This window comes from uncultured Pontibacter sp. (assembly GCF_947492645.1).
Classification (GTDB): domain Bacteria; phylum Bacteroidota; class Bacteroidia; order Cytophagales; family Hymenobacteraceae; genus Pontibacter.
The window spans coordinates 167,195-189,115 of the sequence record NZ_CANLMZ010000004.1; the positions used below are offsets into that span (position 1 = coordinate 167,195).

At 46.2% G+C, this 21,921-nt stretch carries 12 protein-coding genes; 8 read left to right on the forward strand and 4 right to left on the reverse strand.

Features of this window, described 5'->3' with window-relative positions:
- The first annotated feature begins 7 nt into the window (after positions 1-7).
- From rfbC to Q1A23_RS05320, 4 genes are all read left to right on the forward strand, one after another.
- Positions 8-553: a dTDP-4-dehydrorhamnose 3,5-epimerase gene (gene rfbC / locus Q1A23_RS05305; protein WP_299820550.1), complete on the forward strand. Its 546-nt coding sequence runs from the start codon at positions 8-10 to the stop codon at positions 551-553.
- Between the two features lie 73 nt (positions 554-626).
- Positions 627-1,979, forward strand: coding sequence for a Gfo/Idh/MocA family oxidoreductase (locus Q1A23_RS05310; RefSeq protein ID WP_299820553.1), 1,353 nt, complete (start codon positions 627-629; stop codon positions 1,977-1,979).
- A gap of 69 nt (positions 1,980-2,048) precedes the next feature.
- Positions 2,049-2,825, forward strand: coding sequence for a sugar phosphate nucleotidyltransferase (locus Q1A23_RS05315; protein ID WP_299820556.1), 777 nt, complete (start codon positions 2,049-2,051; stop codon positions 2,823-2,825).
- A 9-nt stretch (positions 2,826-2,834) separates the two neighbouring features.
- On the forward strand, positions 2,835-4,046 hold the full coding sequence (locus Q1A23_RS05320) for a glycosyltransferase family 4 protein (protein WP_299820559.1): 1,212 nt from the start codon (positions 2,835-2,837) through the stop codon (positions 4,044-4,046).
- A 17-nt stretch (positions 4,047-4,063) separates the two neighbouring features.
- Here the strand turns inward: Q1A23_RS05320 and Q1A23_RS05325 are convergent, their stop codons facing one another.
- The 3 genes from Q1A23_RS05325 to Q1A23_RS05335 form a co-directional block, all read right to left on the reverse strand.
- Complete coding sequence (locus tag Q1A23_RS05325; protein ID WP_299820562.1) at positions 4,064-5,314, reverse strand: glycosyltransferase 61 family protein; 1,251 nt, start codon at positions 5,312-5,314, stop codon at positions 4,064-4,066.
- Positions 5,315-5,387: 73 nt separating this feature from the next.
- The gene (locus tag Q1A23_RS05330) at positions 5,388-6,449 is read right to left on the reverse strand and encodes a hypothetical protein (protein WP_299820565.1); all 1,062 of its coding nucleotides are present in this window, start codon (positions 6,447-6,449) and stop codon (positions 5,388-5,390) included.
- Positions 6,450-6,512: 63 nt separating this feature from the next.
- The gene (locus Q1A23_RS05335) at positions 6,513-7,988 is read right to left on the reverse strand and encodes an MBOAT family O-acyltransferase (RefSeq protein WP_299820568.1); all 1,476 of its coding nucleotides are present in this window, start codon (positions 7,986-7,988) and stop codon (positions 6,513-6,515) included.
- A gap of 444 nt (positions 7,989-8,432) precedes the next feature.
- Here Q1A23_RS05335 and Q1A23_RS05340 point away from each other — a divergent pair, with 444 nt between their 5' ends.
- The 4 genes from Q1A23_RS05340 to Q1A23_RS05355 all read left to right on the forward strand — a co-directional run bounded on the left by Q1A23_RS05340 (position 8,433) and on the right by Q1A23_RS05355 (position 20,296).
- Positions 8,433-12,860, forward strand: coding sequence for an Ig-like domain-containing protein (locus Q1A23_RS05340; protein ID WP_299820570.1), 4,428 nt, complete (start codon positions 8,433-8,435; stop codon positions 12,858-12,860).
- A gap of 6 nt (positions 12,861-12,866) precedes the next feature.
- Positions 12,867-13,868 (forward strand): PorP/SprF family type IX secretion system membrane protein, encoded by a 1,002-nt coding sequence (locus Q1A23_RS05345; RefSeq protein ID WP_299820572.1) that lies wholly within the window; start codon positions 12,867-12,869, stop codon positions 13,866-13,868.
- A gap of 327 nt (positions 13,869-14,195) precedes the next feature.
- On the forward strand, positions 14,196-16,529 hold the full coding sequence (locus Q1A23_RS05350; protein ID WP_299820574.1) for a LamG-like jellyroll fold domain-containing protein: 2,334 nt from the start codon (positions 14,196-14,198) through the stop codon (positions 16,527-16,529).
- Between the two features lie 227 nt (positions 16,530-16,756).
- Entirely contained in the window at positions 16,757-20,296 is a 3,540-nt protein-coding gene (locus Q1A23_RS05355) for a PQQ-dependent sugar dehydrogenase (RefSeq protein WP_299820576.1), read from the forward strand.
- 77 nt (positions 20,297-20,373) lie between these two features.
- On the opposite strand, the gene Q1A23_RS05360 is transcribed toward Q1A23_RS05355, so the two are convergent.
- Positions 20,374-21,921: Ig-like domain-containing protein (locus Q1A23_RS05360; RefSeq protein ID WP_299820578.1), on the reverse strand; the 1,548-nt coding region annotated here is incomplete at its 5' end.

The following is a 21,921-nucleotide window of genomic DNA, read 5'->3' on the forward strand; positions in this document are numbered from 1 at the left end:
CTGTAGTATGATATTTACAGAGACAAAATTAAAAGGTGCTTACATTATTGATGTAAAACGACTTGAGGATGAGCGCGGCTTTTTCGGACGTTCCTATTGCGAGAACGAGTTCGCTGAGCTCGGCATGACGACAGGCATCAAGCAAACCAACGTATCCTACAATAAAAAGAAAGGAACATTGCGTGGCATGCACATGCAAAACTCTCCTTACGAAGAAACAAAGCTGGTTCGCTGCACACGCGGTGCCATTTACGACGTGATCATCGACATGCGCGAAGATTCTGAGACATATAAGCAATGGATAGGAGTAGAGCTAACCGCTGATAACTACCGTATGCTATTTGTGCCGGAAGGCTTTGCGCACGGCTTTATCACCTTAGAGGATAATACCGACGTAACTTACCAGGTAACGCAATTCTATACACCAGGCTCTGAACGCGGCATCCGCTGGAACGACCCAGCCTTCAACATAGAGTGGCCTATTGAGCCAGTTGTTATTTCTGAAAAAGACCAGGCGCACCCCGATTTCGAGAAAGCGCTGACACAAGTATAAAAAACATACAGGAAAGCTGCTGGCAATGCGCCGGCAGCTTTCTTTCCTTAACCCTTTAAACTCAAAGTATAAAATGATATTAGTTGATAACGCCCTTGCCAAACGACACGCCGAAGGTAACCCTGTAAGAGTAGCCATGGTTGGTGCTGGTTTTATGGGCCGCGGTATTGCGCTGCAAATCTGCAAATATGTGCAGGGCATGGAGCTGGTTGCCATCTCTAACCGCAAACTGGAAAAAGCAAAACAAGCCTATACCGAAGCTGATGTAACTGAAGTGCAGGAAGTGGCATCTGTTGCAGAACTGGAAGAGAATATCCGCCAGGGCAAGTATAGTGTTACAGACAACGCCATGCTGCTTTGCGAAGCAGAAGGTATTGATGCCATTATTGAGGTAACCGGAGCTGTTGAGTTCGGTACAAATGTGGCTATGCAGGCCATCCATCATGGGAAGCACATTATCATGATGAATGCTGAAGTAGACGGTACTGTAGGCCCTATCCTGAAAGTATATGCTGATAAAGCTGGTGTTGTTTTCACGAATGCCGATGGTGACCAGCCTGGCGTAATCATGAACCTGGTTCGCTTTGTAAAAGGCCTGGGCGTTAAGCCTGTGGTTTGTGGCAACATTAAAGGCTTGCACGACCCGTATCGTAACCCGACAACGCAGGAAGGATTTGCCAAGAAATGGGGACAGAACCCAGCTATGGTAACATCGTTTGCCGATGGCAGCAAGATCTCGTTTGAGCAGGCCATTGTAGCCAACGGAACCGGAATGCGTGTAGCCAAGCGTGGCATGCATGGCCCAACCGTACTAGGCGGTACTTCGCTTAAAGATTGTTTTAAAGACCTTTACCCGCTGGAGGATGTACTGGAAGGCCCGGGCATTGTGGATTACGTGGTAGGAGCAGAGCCAGGACCAGGCGTGTTTGTATTAGGCACACATGACCACCCAACACAACAGCACTACCTGAACCTTTACAAGTTAGGCGAAGGCCCGTTATACTTGTTCTATACACCATACCACCTGTGCCATTTTGAGGTGCCAAGCACCGTGGCAAGAGCCGTATTATTTAATGATGCAGCGCTTACACCAATCGGGAAACCTTATGTAGAGGTAGTGGCAACCGCTAAAACAGACTTAAAAGCAGGGCAGGTGATAGACGGTATCGGCCACTACATGACCTATGGCCTGTGTGAGAATGCAGATACCACAGCCGCCGAAAACCTGTTGCCAATTGGTGTGGCAGAAGGCTGTGTGCTGAAACGTGATATCCCGAAGGATCAGGTAATTACCTATAACGATGTTATTCTTCCGGAGGGCAGATTAGTTGATAAACTGCGCCAGGAGCAGGCTGAGTACTTCGGAATGAATGCGGCCACACAAAAATCAGGGCAGTCTGAGGTTGAGGCAGCGCCGTCTGTGTAAAGTATAAATCTAAAGTATAAAAAGTCGCGCATCGTAGCCTTTTGAGTTGCGGTGCGCGCTTATTTTAAGATGAGTTCAACTCTGCCAATTGTTGGTATTATACCTGCAGCAGGCCTTGCTACCCGGTTACAACCTCTGCCTTTCAGCAAAGAGCTTTACCCTATTGGCTTCGAACAGGAGGGAGAAAGGATAAAACACCCTAAAGTAGTGGCCGCTTACCTGGTAGAGCGAATGGCAGCCGGAGGCGCAGAACAGTTATACTTTATACTTCGTAGCGGCAAATGGGATATTCCTTCATACTTTGGCGATGGCAGCAAGTATAACTTAAGTATAGCTTACCTGCTCATGGGGCTACCCTACGGTGCGCCCTTCTCTGTAGGTCAGGCTTATGCTTTTGTACAAAATAAACTGGTGTTGTTCGGTTTCCCCGATATACTTATTTCAGAATCAGATGCCTTTAACAAGTTAGTAGCCAGGCAAGCAGAAACAGCTGCGGATGTCGTGCTGGGTATATTTGAAGTGGACAATCCTAAGAAATGGGATGTGGTGGAGAGGCAAGATGATGGAAGTGTAGAGATTATCTACCCAAAGCCACACCAGGCCAATGCAAAACATGCCTGGGCTTTTGCCTGCTGGAGGCCGGAATTTACTGCTTTTATGCACAACTACTTGATAGAGGTAACAGAAAGTACAGCAGCAAGCCAAAAAGAGTTAAGTATGGGCCACGTACTTCAGGCGGCCATTAATAACGGTTTAAGGGTGCAAAGCGTACTGTTTGAGAAAGGCACCTGCCTGGACGTTGGAACACCTGAAGATCTTCAAAAAGCAATTTTAAAATTTACCTAATACACCTACATGCGCATCCTTATCATCCATAACCACTACAAAGAAGCAGGCGGCGAAGACACAGTTTTTTTTGCAGAAGCAAACCTTTTAGAGGAGCACGGGCATGAGGTCAGGAAACTGGCGCTTTCCAATAACAACGTTACAAGTATAAAGCAGAAGCTTGAGGCTGCTTTTGGCGTGATTTACAACCGCAGAAGCGCAAAGTTAATAGAGCATGAAATAAAGGCTTTTAAACCGGATGTGGTGCATGTACATAACTTTTTCCCGTTGGTATCGCCGGCTGTATTCTATGTTTGCCACAAGTATAAAGTACCCGTGGTAATGACGCTGCACAATTACAGGCTGATTTGTCCGAGCGCATTGTTGCACTACAATGGTAAAGTACAGCTGGAAAACGTGCATAAAGTATTTCCTACTGACGCAATACGTAAAAAAGTATACCGTAACTCAGCTTTCCAGACGGCCTCGGTGGTGCTGGCAACCGGAGTGCATAAGCTTTTAGGAACCTGGCAAAACAAAGTGACTAAGTTTATTGTGCTTACACCTGGTGCTGCTAACCTGTTCCTGAACTCATCGCTTAAACCCAAATCTGAACAATTGGTAGTTAAGCCTAATTTTAGTGAGGATATGGGCGTGGGAGAAGAAAATCGGGAAGATTATTACCTGTATATTGGTCGGCTAACTCCGGAAAAAGGTATCGAAACGCTACTAAAAGCGCAGCAGCTAAATCCCTTTAACCTGAAGATAGTAGGTGATGGCCCTCTCAGAAGCATGGTAGCGCAGCAGGCCGCGAAACAACCAGGGGTGGAGTATCTTGGCTTCAGGAAGCGGGAAGAGGCCATGCAACTGCTTAAAAAGGCTAAGGCGTTGATCTTTTCATCAGAGTGGATGGAAACCTTTGGGATGACGATTGTGGAGGCTTTTGCAACCGGTACACCTGTTATTGCTGCTAACATAGGTGGGGCGGCTCACCTGGTACAACACAAATACAACGGGTTGCACTATACTCCACAAAACGCACAGGAGCTAGCCGAACAAATAGAAGTGCTGGAGCAAAACCCCGTGCTTGCCCACGAACTAGGTAAGAATGCGCGCACTACTTACGAGCAGCAGTATACTTCTGAGGTAAATTATAAGCTATTGCTGCAGGTATACCAGTCCGCAATCGGGCAAAAAGAAAAGCTTGCCTCTACTACCTTGGTAGTAGAGGCAAGCTTCTAAAGGAGTTTTTTTATGTTTTAGGCTACTTCGGCTTGTTTTGCGGACTTGCGTCTTTCCTGCTCTTCTTCCATTTTATCAAGTATAGCCAATACCTTATCAGTTTCAACTACAAGGTGCTCGCGCTGCCCTTGGGTGGCATTTTTTACTTTGCGGTTGTTTTTGCAGATGATGTACTCATAATCCAGGTCTAGCTTCGTGGCAATGTCGTAGAACGGTTCAATTACGAATCCTTCATTAAATATCTCGATCATTTTGGTGCCGGGCCTGCAGAAGAACATGCTGATAAGGCCAGCGCCAGTTGCGCCCAACACCACCTTAGCTCTCGAAAACAATTTGATTTTCTCACGGATACTTAATTTACTTGATACTACCGTGCTGAAACCATAAGGTGCCAGTTCTTGCAGCAGCTCCTTCTCATTTTGTACATTACGGATGCTGGAGTCGCTTCTGCTTATGTACAAGCATGGCGCAGCAGGTGTGATCATCTCTGATTCTTCTTCGGCAAAAGGCAGGAACGACTCCCGGATATAGGTGCAGAGCCACTCTGGCACAAGCGTGTGGTTGCCGCGAGGCGCTGTAGAGGCTATGATGCAGTCGGCTGCGATATGCGGGTGCTTATCTCCCTCAATTATCTTTGATGCAGGTATACCCAGTAATTCTAAGGTTTCTACCTGGAAATCGTAACGCAGGCTCGGAACCATAAACCAGTCTACGCTATCGTAAAGGCCGCTTTTGCGCAGCAGGTGCAGGCGTGGCAGCACATCTATAAACCAATGGCCAATATTGTTTATCCCGGCGCCCCCTGTCAACAGCGAAAAAACGGTCCCGTCGAATTTCTTGGGAACAGTAAAGTAGCGTTGCTCAAAAATATTGTTCAGGTTTGGCTCTGTTACTTTGCCGCTCACTAAGCTCAGGGATACGTTCTCAATTACCCTGTTATACCGAGAAATTATGGCCACACTACTCTCATTGTCAGTATATAGTCTGCCGTTGGGTACCTCCACTACCATGTAGTTGGTGCATACCTGGCGTTTGGGTTTCCAGTATTCAGAGCAGGCATGATACAGATCCTCAGAGATCATCAGTTTGGTTTCATGCTTAGGATATACGCTATGCACCGTGATTTCCCGCGGATTGTTGCGCTCTGGTTCATCAAGATTTATACTGCACACACCTCCAGGCTTATACTTCGAGTTGTAGGGGATTATGCGGCCTAAAATCTTCTTAGAACGCTTTATTCCCTTTTGGTAAAAGGTCTTTATATTCATGAGAACGAGTCTGTGTTATCTAATAAACTATATATACTATGGTTAATAGCTTAGGTTATCTTTGCTTACGTTTTTAGTCAGAATACTTTACAAAAAAGCTGCCATCTTTTTCTTTTCCCGGCACATCGCCTTGCAAGCGCGCTTTCACCAGGTCGGCTGCCACCTCTACGGCAACATGGTTCCAATGGGCATCATCAGCAGGATACAGCGATACCTGCTTGGTTTGGTACAGTTCCTCAAAATTAGATTGCAAGTCTACGGCATCGACCTTGCGCTTGCGCAGTTCAGCCATCAGGCGTGGTAAAAAGTCGGGTTTCTTTTTTGAAGGCAACAACTGGTAATAAATGTTTTCTTTGTTAGGAATGGGCAGAAACAGAAACTTAATGCCTCTTTCTTCCAGCGCCAGCTTATATCCCTCCAGCACATCGGCTACATACTGTACCTCTGCCTCGCTAAAAGTGCGGTTGGCTGTATCGCCTTCAATAAAAAACTCGTTGCTGTAGCTGATGTATTCTTTTTTGCCGAACGATCGCTCTATATTGGCCAGCGTTTTACGGTACAAACCAAACTTAGAAATGCGGTCTGCGGTAACTGCCAACCAGGTAAGGGCAGGAGAGGAGTTGATGATGTTACCTGATATGTTCCGGATTTTAGAGTTAAGGCCATTGCCTCCAACAGGCGGCAGCTCAGGTATTCTGCGCTCTATACTTGATACGATTACAAGCTCTGGCGGCGTTTTTTCAAAGCGGTCAGTTGCCAAAAAGCGATTCATGGTAGCTGGAGCAAAAGAATACACATCTTTGCCCATCTGGCGTTCCAGTACCTCTGCAAGCGTTTCTTCCTGCGATAACTTGGCACCTGTAATGTTGGAGTCCCCGATAAGCAGCACGTCGCATTTTGTGTCGCGGTTGCGGTAGCCGTATGCATCGGTATACCACTCCACTACGCGTTTTTCGGCATACGGTGTGTTGGGGGCAAGTTCGCCTTCTTCTTCCATCTTCATGTGCATGTTCGGGTAAAATGGCCCCGACATCAGCAGCATTTTATTTACAGATATGGTTTCCCAGATCCTGAAAGTGAAGAAGTTCATTGGCAGTAAAAACACTTCAATTAAAGGCCATACTATGAAAGGCAAAGCCAGTAAGGTTAATTTTTTTAACAGCCTTTTTACACCGCTATTTTTCATAACTCTCATGCGCTAAAACTGAAAATAAATAAACTCCTGGTTACCGAATTGCCCAAAGAGCAGAACTGCAATTATTGCCATATAGTACACGCTCCATCTAACCCAGGCAGGGCGCTGCATCAGCAGCTGCGATACGCTGCCGTTGCGTTGTATCAGGTGCACCGTCTCCATGAGTATGATAGAAAGCACAGACACACCAAATACTTTCAAACCCTGGTCCATGAATACTGCATGGCTCACATCTACTGTAAATGCCTGTGCAATATTGCCTAAGCCACTCGTCATGTTACTGATTATATATAAGGCATCGGCTAGTGAGTTTGCCCTGAAAAACACCCAGGAGAAGCATACCAGCGTGAATACAGTAAGTACCTGCAGCCACTTAAGCAACTGAGGATGCCGCGCCAAACCCGTTGCCTGGGCTAGGGTTTCGCGTTGTTTGGCTGTAACAATGGCAAATACAAGGTAAAAACCATGCAAGCCGCCCCAGATTACAAACGTCCAGTTGGCACCGTGCCACAGGCCGCTGACCAAAAAGGTAATGAACAGGTTATAGTACCAGCGCCACTTTACCACTCTGTTGCCACCCAATGGAATGTACAGGTAATCACGGAACCAGGTGGAAAGGGAGATGTGCCAGCGGCCCCAGAACTCAGAAATTGACTTAGAAAAATAGGGGCTTCTAAAGTTTTCCATAAGCCTGAAGCCCATAACCTGAGCGGCACCAATGGCAATGTCGGAATAACCTGAAAAGTCGCAGTAGATCTGAAAGGCGAAGAAAACAGTAGCAATGGCAAAGGAAATGCCGTCGAAGTCTGTCGGGTTGTTGTACACCTGGTTTACCATGAGGGCCAGATTATCGGCAATTACGATCTTCTTGAAAAAACCCCAGGCCATACGTCTTAAACCGGCTACTACACGCCCATACTCAAATTTGTGCTCAATTTTTAACTGGCCTAGTAAGTTGCCTGCTCTTTCGATTGGGCCCGCTACCAGCTGCGGGAAAAATGTCACGAACAAAGCAAATATGCCTAAATGCTTTTCCGGTTTGATTCTGCCGTGGTATACATCTATACTATAGCTCATCGTCTGGAATGTATAGAACGAGATACCCATGGGCAGCAGCAGCTCAAAAGCAGGCATGGCATATGCCATATCCAATGCATTGGCTACACCTGCGGCACTATCGTTAAAAAAGTTATAGTACTTAAACAGGAGCAGGATGCCCAGGTTTGATAGTAAGCTGATGTAGAGAAAAGGTTTACGCTTTTGTTTTTCATCGTCTTCGTACCTGCCCATCGCTCTGCTGCAGAAGTAATCTATCAAAGTAGATACGATTATGATAAGAGTATAGGCAGGCTTCCAGGAGGCGTAGAAATAGTAGCTAGCCAACAAAAGTATAAGCCACCTTCGGTTGGGTGAGGTTAGAAAGTAGAGCGTAACTACTACCGGAAAGAATATGAAAAATTCAGTAGAGTTAAATAACATATAAACTTAATTAAGGGCATTTTGAACAAGATCCACTCCGCAAAATCATCATTTGCCTAAAGCAAAAATGTCAGGGCGTCTGCTTTTAGTAGTTATCGAGGCGTTCCCTCTGTTGTTTGTTACTCTGTTATATAGAAATTGGGTGAAAAGGTTGGCTGTTTTTGCAAATATTTTTTAGCAAGTATATAGAAATGGCTTTATAAACAACATATGCGTGTTTTTATGCGAAATTCTTAGCTTTTGAATAATCTATAATTGTATTATTTATATTTTTTAAAGCTTAATTATCAAAACCTTCTGAGGTAATTACCGTTAAGGATGTGGCTTGCCATCAATATTGAATATCCTGTAAGTATGCAAAACATCTACCTACAGAAGCTGAAACATCCTTTTCTTCTGTTTATAATCATATGCCTCTCTCTTCTAGGATCAAGGTCAGTTTCCTTGGCTTCTGCTGATTATTTCTCTGTAACATATCGTTTAAATACCCCCCAACTGCAGGCAAAAGCTTCTTTGGTTGGAGCTATCAGGTTAAGCTGGCCCCAGGTTACAGGTGCTACCGGGTATGTGCTGGAGGCATCGAATACTGGCGAGAAAGATACATTTGTACCATTAAAAACGTTGGGAGCAACAGAACTGAGCTACCGCCACACCGGCTTATACTATAACCAGAGAATATACTATAGGCTAAAAGCGGTAGGCAACGGCGAAGAATCTGCCTATAGTGCTGTTGTTAGTGCTACCACCCATAATCAAAGCAAGGTATTTAATATAATGCCCCTCGGAGACTCTAACACAGAGGGTGGAATCGGATCGCAGTCTAAAGATATAAAGGTCTCCTATAGAGCAAAGTTGGCCCAACTCTTAAATGGTACCAAGGCTAACGGAAAGTATGATTTTGTAGGCAGCGAGAAATCCGGAAGCAACTTTACCTCAGACACCGACCATGCCGGCTTCGGAGGAGCCACCATACAGAACATAGTGGACCTGCTAAAAAACAGAAGCTACGGAGGAACAAGCAATGCACAGGGCCTGTCCTACCTGCAGGAATACCAACCAGATATAATTCTGCTCCACATCGGAACAAACGGAGTTGATGCCTCTGCTGCTGCCATGGATCGGCTGGAAAGTTTACTTAATGAGATTGATGCCTATGAAGCTGCTTCCGGAAAGGATGTAACCGTAATTTTGGCCAAGATCATAAAACGCGTATGCTACGAGAAGGGGTGCCCATACCCAGTTGAGTCGCCTGCAACGATAGAGTATAATAATAACATGGCAGCTATGGCCCAGAGGCGCCAGGTAAACGGCGATAACCTGCTGCTGGTAGATATGCAGGATGGTGCCGGAATCGTATATAAATGGGGAGATGATGGTGGAGACATGCAGGACCCCTTGCACCCTTCGCAGGCAGGTTATGATAAAATGGCCCCTGTTTGGTTTGCTGAATTAAGTAAGCTTTTAGATGTGCAGCCTGTAGCCCCTCCCGATACCGAGGCTCCTGAAACAACCATTGCCTCCAAACCGGATGCGCTTACAAATAGTAGTACTGCTACTTTCAGTTTTTCGAGCAATGAGAGTAAGGTGGTTTACCTGGCAAGTATAGATGGAGCTGCTTTTGCAGAAGTGGCCAATCCGCTTACTATAGCGAATCTGGCAGATGGAGAACATACCATCGCCGTAAAAGCAAAGGATGCCGCCGGAAACATTGATGCTACGCCAGCCACTTATACCTGGGCCATTGACACAAAAGCCCCGGCTGTACCAGTCATAACTGCCCCAGCCGAAAACGCACTTTTAAGCAATAACAAACCAAGTATAACCGGAACAGCAGAAGCAAATGCTACGGTTACCATCTTTAACAGAACGACGCAACTTGGTACAGTAAAGGCAGCGGCAAACGGTAATTGGAACTTTACAACAGCTAGTGCTCTAGCCGAAGGAGAGCTGCAAATAACAGCCAAGGCAACAGATGAGGCTGGAAATACAGGCGATGCCAGTAGCGTTCGACGCTTTACTGTTGACACCAAGGCTCCTGAGACTACCATTGCCACGGCTCCCGCAGCCCTTACAAACGAAACTACAGCCAGATTTACATTTACAAGCAACGAGGAAAACGTTACCTATGAAGTAAGCCTGGATGGGCAGGCATACGAAACAAAATTAACACCTTATACTATAGCAAATCTTACTGACGGTTCGCATACTTTAGCGGTAAGGGCTGTTGATGCGGCTGGAAATAAAGATGCTACGCCGGCAACACATACTTGGGTAGTAGATACAAAGGCGCCTGATGTGCCGGTTTTTACAAGTATAACCGAAGACAGAGGTCCTGAAGCCGATGACCAGGTGACGGCCGATAATACACTAATTCTGAGAGGTACCGCTGAGGCCAACGCTAAAGTAGAAATATACAAAGATGCCTCCGCTATTGGGCAGGCAACAGCCAATGCAGCAGGTGCCTGGGTGTTTGACTATACCTCCACACAATTGCCACAGGGTACGCACCAATTTACAGCCACAGCCACAGACGCAGCAGGCAACAAGAGTAGTAGTAGCACGGTCTTTAAAGTAACCCTGGATCTTACAGCACCTGAAGTCGCGATTACCACAGCCCAGAAGTCTCCTGTAAAAGCTGCTTTCGAAGTTGAAGTAAAGTTTACAGAGCAAGTATACGGTTTAACCCTGGCAGACTTTCATGTTACAAATGGCGCGCTCAGCAACCTGGCAAGTATAAACAGCACTACCTATAAAGCTATTCTTAGTCCTACAGCCGATGGTGAAGTAAGTGTAGGTTTGGCAGTAAATAAAGTTACTGACCTGGCAGGCAATCCGAATAAAGCTTCTGAAACGCTGCAAGTTATTTTTGACGGCACAAGGCCACAGGTAAGTATAAACTCAGAGGCGGCTGCTGTAGTTAAAGCACCCTTTACGGTAGCATTTACTTTTTCTGAGAGTGTGACAGGTTTTGAGCTGGAAGATATAACATCTGCAAACGCGACACTATCAGGGTTTACAGCCCAAAACGACAAAGTTTATTCGGTGTTGGTTACGCCAGCTGCCGATGGAGAGGTAAGTATACAAGTTAAAGAGAATAAAGCATTTGATGCGGCTGAAAATGGTAATGCCGCTTCAGCTGTATTTAAACGTCTTTCTGATGCAAGCCAGCCAAGCGTGGTGCTAAGTACTACAGCTGCGAATCCAATTAATGAGCCGTTTACAGTAAAAGTTGAGTTTAGCGAGGTGATTTCGGGGTTTGAGCTGGAAGATGTAGCCGTTGCAAATGGTTTGGCCTCTAGGCTGAGTAAAACCGGAGATAAAACTTATACTTTACTTGTAACGCCACAGGCAAATGGGGAAGTACGCATTGCTGTTGCCGCAAACAAAGTGGAAGATGTGGCCACAAATGGAAACCTGGCATCAAACGAACTGATGCTTTTTTATGATGCAACGCGCCCAGGCATTGCGCTAAGCACAACGGCGGCATCGCTGGTAAATACTCCCTTTGAGGTAATATTAAAGCTTACAGAGCCTGTTACAGACTTTACCCTTGCCGCTGTGGCGGTTACAAATGCAACTGCCAGTAGCCTGGAGAAGGTAAATGAGCAAGAGTATAAAATAACGATTACGCCTGCCAATGATGGGAATGTACTGGTGCAGGTGCCGGAAAACAGAGTGCACGATGCCGCCACTAATGGAAACATGGCTTCGAACGAACTAAGTATAGTATATGATGCTACTGCCCCTGGCAAGTATAAAGTGGCATTTAAGGTAAATCTGGTGGATGTGACGAACCAGGAAAAGGTAGCGCTGGAGATTTCCGGAGCTGAAACCGGGGCTACCTACTTTTACAGTATTACCAGCAGCAACGGCAACGAAGAAGTAAGCGGTACGGCAAAGGTTGGTGAAGCTAATTTTACACTTACAGGCATTAATCTAACACAGTTAGAAGATGGATTTTTAACTGTAGCGCTGTATTTGGTTGATGAGGCTGGAAACAAAGGCGAGACCGTAACAGGCCAGGTAGAAAAGCTAACCAGGAACATTATAGCTGTAGCACAGCCCGCAAGTATAAAAGTGCCTTTCCGGACCACCTTTGACCAGTTGCCACTACCCTCAGAGGTAAAAGTAACCTATGCCAACCAGGAGCAGGAAAGTATAAAGGTTAACTGGCAGAAAGGCAGCTACAATGGTGTTGTGGCAGGGCAGTATGTAGTAACGGGAACGCTAGAACTAGCCCCAAAAACGTCTAATACAGAGGGTAAAACAGCAAGTATAACTGTAGAGGTAGCCCCAAACCAGGCACCAACAGCCCTTGCGCTAAGCTCAGAATCCTTTAAACCAGACATTATCCCTGCCGAAGTTATAGGCACTTTCTCTACCGCCGACCCGGATGATAATGAGTTTACTTATACCCTTGTGCCGGGCCAGGTAGACAGCGACAATAGCTTTTTTGAGATCCTTAACAATAACGAGCTACATCTTAAAACAAACCAGGGCTTGTATGGGAAATCGAAGTTCAGGATAAGGGTACAAAGCACAGATCCATACCAAAACTCAATAACGCAGGAATTTTCCTTAATTAAAACGCCCTTTACCGCGCATGAGAAAATTAAACTTGTGAATGCGTTCTCACCGGATGGTGATGGTGTAAACGATACCTGGACTGTGCCTGAGTTGCGCTTTTACAATAATGTGGAGGTGTCTGTTTTTAACCGTGCCGGAGATCGTCTTTTCTATTCGGTTAACCCCGAAGAGGGCTGGGACGGAAAAGGAATAAACGGGGAGGTGGTGCAGGGGTCATACTTCTACATCATCCGGATAAAAGACATAGACCTGGTGCAAAAAGGAGTAGTGACAGTACTTAAATAGAATAAGATGCAAAAATTTATATTCGTAATCTGCTTTGTGGCCGTGGCAATAACCAGCGCCCGTGCCCAAAGCAGGAAGCAAACCGCTCATTTTTCCCAGTACCAGCACTACTATAATCCCTCGCTAACCGGATTTGAAGGTGGCGCTCTAAAAACGCTGTACCGAAACCAATGGACTGGCTTTGAGGATGCGCCTAAAACACTACTGGCTTCTGCAGAATTTGATTTAAACGGTATCCGTGTTAAGCGAAAGGGCTACCAATTAAATAAACCCTCTCATGACCTTGATTACTTTAAAAGTATAAGTGCCAAGCATGCCCTGGGGATTACCCTGATGCACGATCAGTTTGGCCCGGCTAAAGAAACGCAGGTAGCGTTAAGCTACGGCTCAGGGGTCAGGCTATCAGAGAAGTTAAGTCTGCGCTGGGGTACAGCTGTAACGTACAGCAGCCACCGCCTGGATGGCAACAGCCTGACAGTAGACCAGGAAAGTGACCCTAAGTATCTGAACTTGCTGGGACATAATAACCGTATGAGCAAGGCTGATCTTAATCTTGGGCTGGCCCTGTCGGCTGCAAAATTTTATGTTGGCTATGCGATACAGGATGTTACCAAGGGTAAGCTTTTATCTGGCGGTGATGATTACCTGCGGGATTTCTATGCCATCAAGCACATAGCGCAGGCGGGCTACCGTACAAGTATAACAGACCAGTTTGGAGTAACCGTAAACACCATTTACCAATACGACAGCAACGAAGCGGCTACTATAGAAGGCCAGTTAAAAGCTGTTTACCAGGATATGTTCTGGGCAGGAGGGGGGTACCGCAGCAACCAGGCTTACAGTTTTTTAGGTGGTATACGCCTTAATCAGTTAAGTATACATTATGCTTACGAATCCCCTGTGCAGGATGCCAGGTACATCAGCAAATCAACAAACGAGGTGGCAATAACTTACTCTCTGAAACAGAAAGAGACCGCAAAAAACAGAAAACAGATCACGCTTTGGTAAGCCTGTTAAAATCAGGAATTGTACAGTACTGTAGCAATCAAATCATCATGTAAACAATTGATAGGCAGGTGCTAAAAATATGCTAACAGCTTAATATATAGAACGCTTAATAAAATTTTACACCTTTCTTTTTCAGTATATAACCTACCTTTTCAAAAGCCGTAATATAACTGAATTCTAATAGATAAATTCGTTTGCGCAGCAGGCATGTACGGCAGCGCTACCACAGCGTTTGCAGTCAGGCATTTTCTTGTTTTACCTGCCTTTAAATCAAAGAGCAGGTTACATAACGCTGATAGCACATTCTCAACTAGACCTTACTTACCCATGAGTGATATATACTATGCTTTCAAGAAGGGTAAACAGTATAGCAAAGCAGTAACAAGTAATGCTCATACTCTTACAAACAACTCAGCTAAAATCTCCCTTTTAAAGTTTTTTATACTTGCTGCGTTTATACTTGGCAATACCGTCGCTTTTGCTCAAACCAATGGGCAATGCCCGGCGGGTCTGGTGCATTACTTTGGCCTCGATGAAACTGCTAGCACATCAGCCTACAAAGATTATGTTTCGGCAACCACCGCCGACTGTACCAATTGCCCTACTGCAACAGAAGGCTTGTTTGCAGGTGCACAGCAATTTGACGGTAAAGACGACGGGCTGAATATCAATGATGTGAAAAACTTTGAATGGGGCCCCAACAGCGACTTTACAATTGAGCTGTGGATGCAGGTATCCGGAAGTTCCTCTTCAAGCCGTGTCATGCTGGGCCGCAGCGCCACCGACTCCAGAATGATCTGGTGGATTGGCGTTGATGCAAATGGCTATGCCGTGTTCGAGCTACGCGACAGGCAACGCAATGGCTTCATCATGGGTGACCAGGGCGTTAAAGTAAACGATGGCAAGTGGCACCATGTGGCTGTGGTAAGGGACGGCCGCCTGAGAAGAAACAAGTTGTATGTAGATGGATTTGCAGTAGGCAATTTCGAGTTTGATTATTCCGATAACTTTGAGAGTGTGGCTCCTGTTAATGTTGGTTACCTGGACCTGGATAATAAGTACCGCTATAATGGAAAGCTGGACGAAATAATGGTGTATAACCGAGTGCTGGAAGAGCCGGAGATGCGCAGCCGCTACAACAAGGGTGCTGGCAACTACTGTGGTCCTGAGCTTGTGAAGCCAGTAATCGTGTCTGAGCCCGTTACTTATGGGGTGGTAGGGCAAAACTACTTCTATAACGTGGATGCCACCGGTAAGCCTGTCCCAACGTTTAGCTTAGTAGCTGGCCCAGCCGGCTTAGCCATAAACAGTACCACAGGCGAAATCCGCTGGAACCCCGGCACAGCCGGCACTTTTGATGTTACCGTGAAAGCTGCAAACAGCAGCGGCGAGTCTACTCAAAGTTTTAAGATTGACATCAAGAAAGACATCGGCGAATCAGCGGGACTGCAACACCATTGGATGCTAAACGAAATTAGTGGCCTGCGATACAAAGACTTTTACACCCCTTACGATGCAGCCACAAGCGATGATTTCAAGCCGAAGCCTGTGAACGGTGCCGTATCGGGGGGACAGCAGTTTGATGGAGTAGACGATCGGCTTATAGTAGATGAAGGCCGCAACTTTGACTGGGCTGCCGATGCCAACTTTAGTATAGAGCTGTGGATGCGTACCACAGGGAGCACCTCAGGCAATAGAGTTTTGCTGGGCCGTGAAGGCAAAGAATCGAATGTGCATTGGTGGGTAGGCGTTGATGACAAAGGCCTGGCTGGTTTTCAGATGCTCGACATTATGTACGAAGGCATATATGTAGGTAACAGCGGGCCTGTACTAAACGATGGCAAATGGCATCAAATTGTGGCTGTTCGTAACGGAAGCGCCGGAAACACACAATTGTATGTAGACGGAGAGCAGCGTGCAACAGGTAATTTTACATTCAGGCACGGCTTTGAGAGCGTTTCTCCAGTAACTATGGGCTACCTGGAGTCTGGGCAGGGATATCACTACGAAGGAGACCTGGATGAAGTAAAGCTATTCGGCCGCGTGCTCTCAGCCGATGAAATCCGGCAACGCTACCGCGAAGTGTACGATGCCATTACTGAGCTTATAAGCTTTACAGGGGAGTACCGAAGCGGCAGCGTATACCTGGACTGGGCTACAGCTGCTGAAGCAGGCCTTAGCAACTTTGAAATAGAGCGATCTGAAGACGGGGAGTTTTTTGAAAAAATAGGTGAAGTACAGGCTACAGGCAACAGCAACGTACGCGTAGATTACGAGCATGTAGACGCAGACCCATTGCCGGAAGTATCTTATTACCGCCTTAAGATCAACAAGGAAAACGGAGCCTTTACCTACTCTAATATCATTAGGATAGAACACCGGGGAGCCATTGCATCTACGTTTATACTTTATCCGAACCCAGCCGCTGTAAACCAGGAGGTTGCTGTAGAATTGGGTAGTATGGTAGCGGAGGAGCAGGTACAAGTATACATCTCCGATCTGCGCGGCAAGATGCTGGTGCAGGAGACACTTACCATTGAGCCAAACGGAAGCCTGAAGTTTGTTATACCTGTAACAGATAATTTTACCTCAGGCATTTACAATGTGTCGGTGGCAAGTAGCAAAAAAACAATCAGCAGAAAGCTGGTGATCATGAGATAAGATAAGGTTTTCTTATATATTATAAATTATATGTATAACTTGTATAGTTATATAATTTGTCTTTATGTTCATATAACAATGGGTTAATGCTGCCGTATTAAGAATATCATTAAATAGGTATACTCCAATGTGATATATAGGCATATATAACTATCATTTTATCAACTCTTTATTTGTAATAAGGCTGTTTTTGTCTGCCTTTCAAGAAATTATTTAATAACAAGACTATGATGAAACTTTACAAAGCGTGGGGCAGCGATGCATCACACTTAAGTCCTCATTTTGCCCTCTCAAATTATCTAAATAATCATACGCCTTCTGTACTCAGTAATGCATTTTTATTATTGTGTTTTATGCTGTTTGGCCATTTTGCTTATGCACAGCCAAATGGCTTTGTAGAAGAGCAGATAGGCGGGGACTGGAATGCAGCCGTAGGTCTGACTTTTTCTAAAGATGGCAATACCATGTATGTTTGGGAAAAAGGCGGTAAAGTATGGGTGGTGGAAAATGGCGAAAAGCTACCAACCCCTATGCTGGACATTAGTGATGAAGTAGGTAATTGGGGTGATCATGGCTTACTGGGCTTTACACTTGACCCGAACTTCGAGAGCAACGGCTATTTTTATGTGCTGTATGTAGTAGACCGCCACCACCTGATGAACTTTGGCAAAGGAAGCTACAGCGCCACCACCGATGAATATTATGATGCCACAATTGGCAGGGTAACACGTTATACGGCCAGCAACGGTAAAACCGCAGACCTTGCCAGCAGAAAAATATTGCTGGGAGAAACGCCGGCAACCGGTGTACCGATTACGTATGAGTCGCATGGCATCGGTTCCATTATATTCGGAGAAGACGGATCGCTGCTGATTTCTACAGGAGACGGGGCAACAGCAGGGTGGTTAGACAAAGGCTACGACCCAAGCCAACCCAACGACACCTATGTGGCTCAGGCGCTAAGAGACGGTATACTTACGCCTCAAGAGGATGTAGGAGCTTTTAAGTCGCAGCAGGTGCAGTCGCTGAATGGAAAGATATTGCGCATCGATCCGGCGACAGGCAGGGGCTTACCCACAAATCCATTCTACAACGCCTCTAACCCCAATGCACACAAATCTAAAGTATGGGCTTTAGGCTTACGCAACCCTTTCAGATTTACGCTTCGCCCAGGAACAGGTAATGCAAACCACCCAGGTACACTTTACGTGGGAGATTCAGGCTGGCAGGATTGGGAAGAAGTAAACGTAGTTACAGAAAAGGGGATGAACTTTGGCTGGCCCATCTACGAAGGCCTGGAAGCACAGCCATATTACTCTAACACAGGCGTGGCAAACCCCTTTGAGCCAAACCCGCTTTATGGGCAAGGCAACTGTACACAGCAGTTCTTTACGTTCCATAACCTGCTTGTGCAGCCCAAAAAAACACAGCAGCCATACTTTGGCAACCCTTGTAACTATAACGCTGTAATCCCCGACAATCATCATAAATTTGTACATGCCCGCCCAGCCATTGATTGGGTAAACGCGGTAGAAAAAGATGGCGTTAAACCGTCTCCTAACGCAAGAGTAGGCACTTTTAATGGAGAAGACCCTGCCGTGGCCAAAATCGGTGCTGCAGGCTCTCCTGTAACAGGGCCGCAGTTTTACGGCAGTTCGTCTACAGGCGGTATTTGGTATACTGGCGATGACTTACCTGCAGAGTATAAAAACACCTATTTCTTCGGTGACTATGGCGCCGGTTGGATCAGGAACGCATCCTTTGATGGAAACGACAATCCAACGGCTGTCAGAAACTTTATTGATGCCGATGCAAACGTAGTGGCTCTGGCTACAAACCCGGTAACCGGAGGGCTATACTACATTAATTATGCGACACAGATAAAGAAGGTGTCTTTTTACGATGGCAACACACCGCCAAAAGCAGTAGCAGAAGCAGACAAATTGTACGGCACAAGCCCCTTGACCATTAGATTTAGTAGTGCAAAGTCTACTGATGCAGAAGGGCAGGCGCTTAGCTTTGAATGGGACTTTGGTGACGGGTCAGCTAAATCAACAGCAGCAAACCCAACCCATACGTATACCTCAACGCAAGTAGGGCAGCAATTTACAGTTACGCTTAAAGTTACCGATTCTGAAGGACTTAGCTCAAGTATGAAACTGCAGGTTTCCGTAAACAACACACCTCCTGTAGTAAGTATAACCAGCCCTGCAGAAGGCACTAAATATCCGCTCACAGATAAAACAGTTTACAACCTGCGGGCAAACGTTACCGACAACGAGCACAATGCCGGACAGCTTACATATGAGTGGCAAACTGTACTGCACCACAACACACACGTGCACCCAGAGCCTATCGATAACAAACCGGAAACGACTACTACCATAACACCTATTGGTTGCGATAGTGAGCTGTACTTTTACAGAATCAACTTAAAGGTAACAGATGCCGGTGGGCTTTCAGCTACTGATTATGTAGATCTGTATCCTGAGTGTAACGGTACTGTGATAAAATCTGTGAGGGTGATATCGCCAGCAACTAACAGTACATTTGCTGTGGGGGCTCCGATTCCATTAAAAGTGAGTTTTATGGATGCAAGCAGGGTATGGAGTAAAGTTGAGTACTACCAGGGCAGCAGCTTAATTGCAACAGCAAACACATCGCCATACGATTATACCTGGACCGGTGCAGCAGCAGGCAGTTATAGCGTTACAGCTGTTGCCTACGATAGCGAAGGCCATACAGCAACATCAGACCCAATAAATATTACAGTTGGCACCTCCAGCCAGGTTGATCTGTCTAACTGCTTGCCAGGCTTGGTGCATTACTTTGGACTGGATGCAGAAACAACTAATCAGCACAAGGATTTTGCCTCGGCTACAACAGCCAATTGCGAGAATTGCCCTGAAACAGTACCCGGTAAATTTAATGAAGCTCAGAAATTCGCTGGCACCGAAACAGGGCTTAATATTGCCAATGTAGCAAACTTTAACTGGAATAAGGATGTGAATTTCACTATCAGCTTCTGGATGAAGAGTGATACTAAAAGCAGCACAAACTCTGTGATTGTAGGCAGGAACGCAGTTAATAGCAGAATGCACTGGTGGGTAGGCTTAAACCCAGCCGGCCAGGTAATTTTCATGCTGAAGGATGTGGACCATGTAGGAATTTACCTTGGTGACAAAGGCCCTAGCTTAACAGACGGCAAATGGCACCAGGTTACAGCCATACGTGATGGCAGTAATCAGAAAAGCCGCCTGTACATAGACGGTATGCTGCTCGAAGAGGTTGATTACTACTACACAAAAGGATTTGAAGGCCAGGCGCCGGTGAACGTTGGCTATATGCAGCTAGACCACGGCTATCATTATGCCGGTGAGCTTGATGAACTTAAAGTATACAACCGGGCTATACTTCAGGAGGAAGTTGCTGCTTCTTACAATAATGGCAATGGCAGTTACTGTGGCAGCGGTACATTGGGTATAACAGACAATGAAAACTTTGCCGGAACCTTTGAAGTATTCCCGAACCCGAACCATGGCGATATGGGTATTTACGTAACCGATCTGTTGCCAGGAGAGTCGGTGAGGTTAACCCTGACTGATGTTACAGGTAAGAAAGTGCTTACCAAAGAGGCAACAGCTAGTTCTAACGGTATGGTGCAACTAAAACTAAATGCCGGGGCAGCTATTAATTCCGGGCTTTACAACCTGGTGCTCACATCTCCGGACCGTAGCCTCAGCCGAAAAGTTGTGATTGTGAAGTAAAGATCATTTACCATTATTGACATAAAAAAAGCGCCCATAAAGTATGGGCGCTTTTTTTATGTTATTTATATGCAATATCATTCCTTTACTACTTTAATTGCTTGAGACTTACCCTGTGTATCTGTGTAAGTAACATAGTATAAGCCACTCTTGATAGTTGTGTTTGAGAGGTTAAGCTCAAGTTTATCGTTTACAAGATTAAGGCTGCCTTTCTCCTCGTATACAACCTGTCCGGTTTGGTTTTTAAGTACCACGCTCTGTAGCTTAACTTTCTTGGCACTTAAATCCAGTACAAGTACATCTTTAAATGGATTAGGATAAGCCGCTTCAGTTGTATAAGCTAAATCAGCTGCGTTAGATCCGCCTGTGCCAGACGATGGCGGCGTTGTTGTGCCAGTTGACCCACCTGGGTTAGCTGGTGGTGTTGTAGCAGTAGCAGCGGCACTTACAGTTATCGTTACAACTGCAGATGTTTTAGTAGCTCCCTTATTGTCGGTCGCTTTAGCTGTAAGGCTGTATGAGCCAGCCGCTGCATTTGTCCAATTATAAGTAAAAGGTGCTTTTACAGCCTCTCCAAGTTTAGTTGAACCAGAGAAGAACTCTACTTTTGCAACAGTACCGTCTGCATCGCTTGCGTTGGCTGTTAAAGCTATCGCATTGCCTGCTGTAAACTTAGCACCTGCAGTTGGCGCTGTGATTGTTATACTTGGCGCCTTGTTCTCGGCTGGTGCTGGCGTAGGAGCCGGGGTTGGGGTTGGTGCTGGTGCTGGTGCCGGAGTAGTAGCATTGCCAGCCGAACCATTAGGTCCTAGCTTTATTCCCTGCTGCGCCAGCTTCTGGTTCCAGCGGCTGAACTCTTCCGCTTCCATTTGCAAGCTGACAGCGCCTGGTAAAAAATTGTTATTAGTGAAAGCCGCATCCTCAGCCACCGAAACATCGTTTCTGTTGTTCGTGTAACCCCAGGCATTGATGGCTACCGTATTGTTATCTACTGAGTTGTTGAAAGTGGTGTTCTTCTTGTAGTAGTCCTTGCTCCACAAGCCAGAAGTATACATGGCAAACTTAGCTCCGTTTTTAAAAGTGGCCGAGTTAATAGCCCTGTTGTGGTGGTAGCGCACATTGTTTCCGCCGGCGATGCCCATAGAGTAGTTGCCCAGGTTCACCAGGTGGTTGTCGTTTGCCTCGATGTAGGCCGGTGCAATAGAGATGTCGCCGTCGCCGTCGGTGATGATACCGCCACCTGAGTAGCTGGAGCCTGTATGCGGGATCGGGTAAGCCCCCTCGATGTAGTTGTTGTGGATGCGGATCGGGTTTCCTGCCGCACCTTTTGTGTTGTAGATGTTGATGTTGTCCTCCACAGCCGAGTTACCGGCATCGTTGATCACCTGGTTCCAGGCAACCTCTACACCCGGTACGGTGCCACGGTAGTTGAACTGCACGAACTGAGCGAAGGTCTGTCCTCCGTGCACGCGGCCGTCGATGTTCTTGGCCTTGTTATAGCGAATCTTTATAGAGTTTGCCCCAGAGCCGTTGCCCTCGTAACGCTGACCGATGTAAATACCGGCTGTGTTCTCCATGTAGCAGTTTTCTACCACGATATTGCGGAACACGTCCACACCCAGAAA

What these genes read in the sequence shown, in the direction of transcription:
- rfbC (WP_299820550.1), top strand. Translation starts at nt 8, where the DNA reads ATGATATTTACAGAGACAAAATTAAAAGGTGCTTACATTATTGATGTA.
- Q1A23_RS05310 (WP_299820553.1), top strand. Translation starts at nt 627, where the DNA reads ATGATATTAGTTGATAACGCCCTTGCCAAACGACACGCCGAAGGTAAC.
- Q1A23_RS05315 (WP_299820556.1), top strand. Translation starts at nt 2,049, where the DNA reads ATGAGTTCAACTCTGCCAATTGTTGGTATTATACCTGCAGCAGGCCTT.
- Q1A23_RS05320 (WP_299820559.1), top strand. Translation starts at nt 2,835, where the DNA reads ATGCGCATCCTTATCATCCATAACCACTACAAAGAAGCAGGCGGCGAA.
- Q1A23_RS05325 (WP_299820562.1), bottom strand. Translation starts at nt 5,314, where the DNA reads ATGAATATAAAGACCTTTTACCAAAAGGGAATAAAGCGTTCTAAGAAG.
- Q1A23_RS05335 (WP_299820568.1), bottom strand. Translation starts at nt 7,988, where the DNA reads ATGTTATTTAACTCTACTGAATTTTTCATATTCTTTCCGGTAGTAGTT.
- Q1A23_RS05345 (WP_299820572.1), top strand. Translation starts at nt 12,867, where the DNA reads ATGCAAAAATTTATATTCGTAATCTGCTTTGTGGCCGTGGCAATAACC.
- Q1A23_RS05350 (WP_299820574.1), top strand. Translation starts at nt 14,196, where the DNA reads ATGAGTGATATATACTATGCTTTCAAGAAGGGTAAACAGTATAGCAAA.
- Q1A23_RS05355 (WP_299820576.1), top strand. Translation starts at nt 16,757, where the DNA reads ATGATGAAACTTTACAAAGCGTGGGGCAGCGATGCATCACACTTAAGT.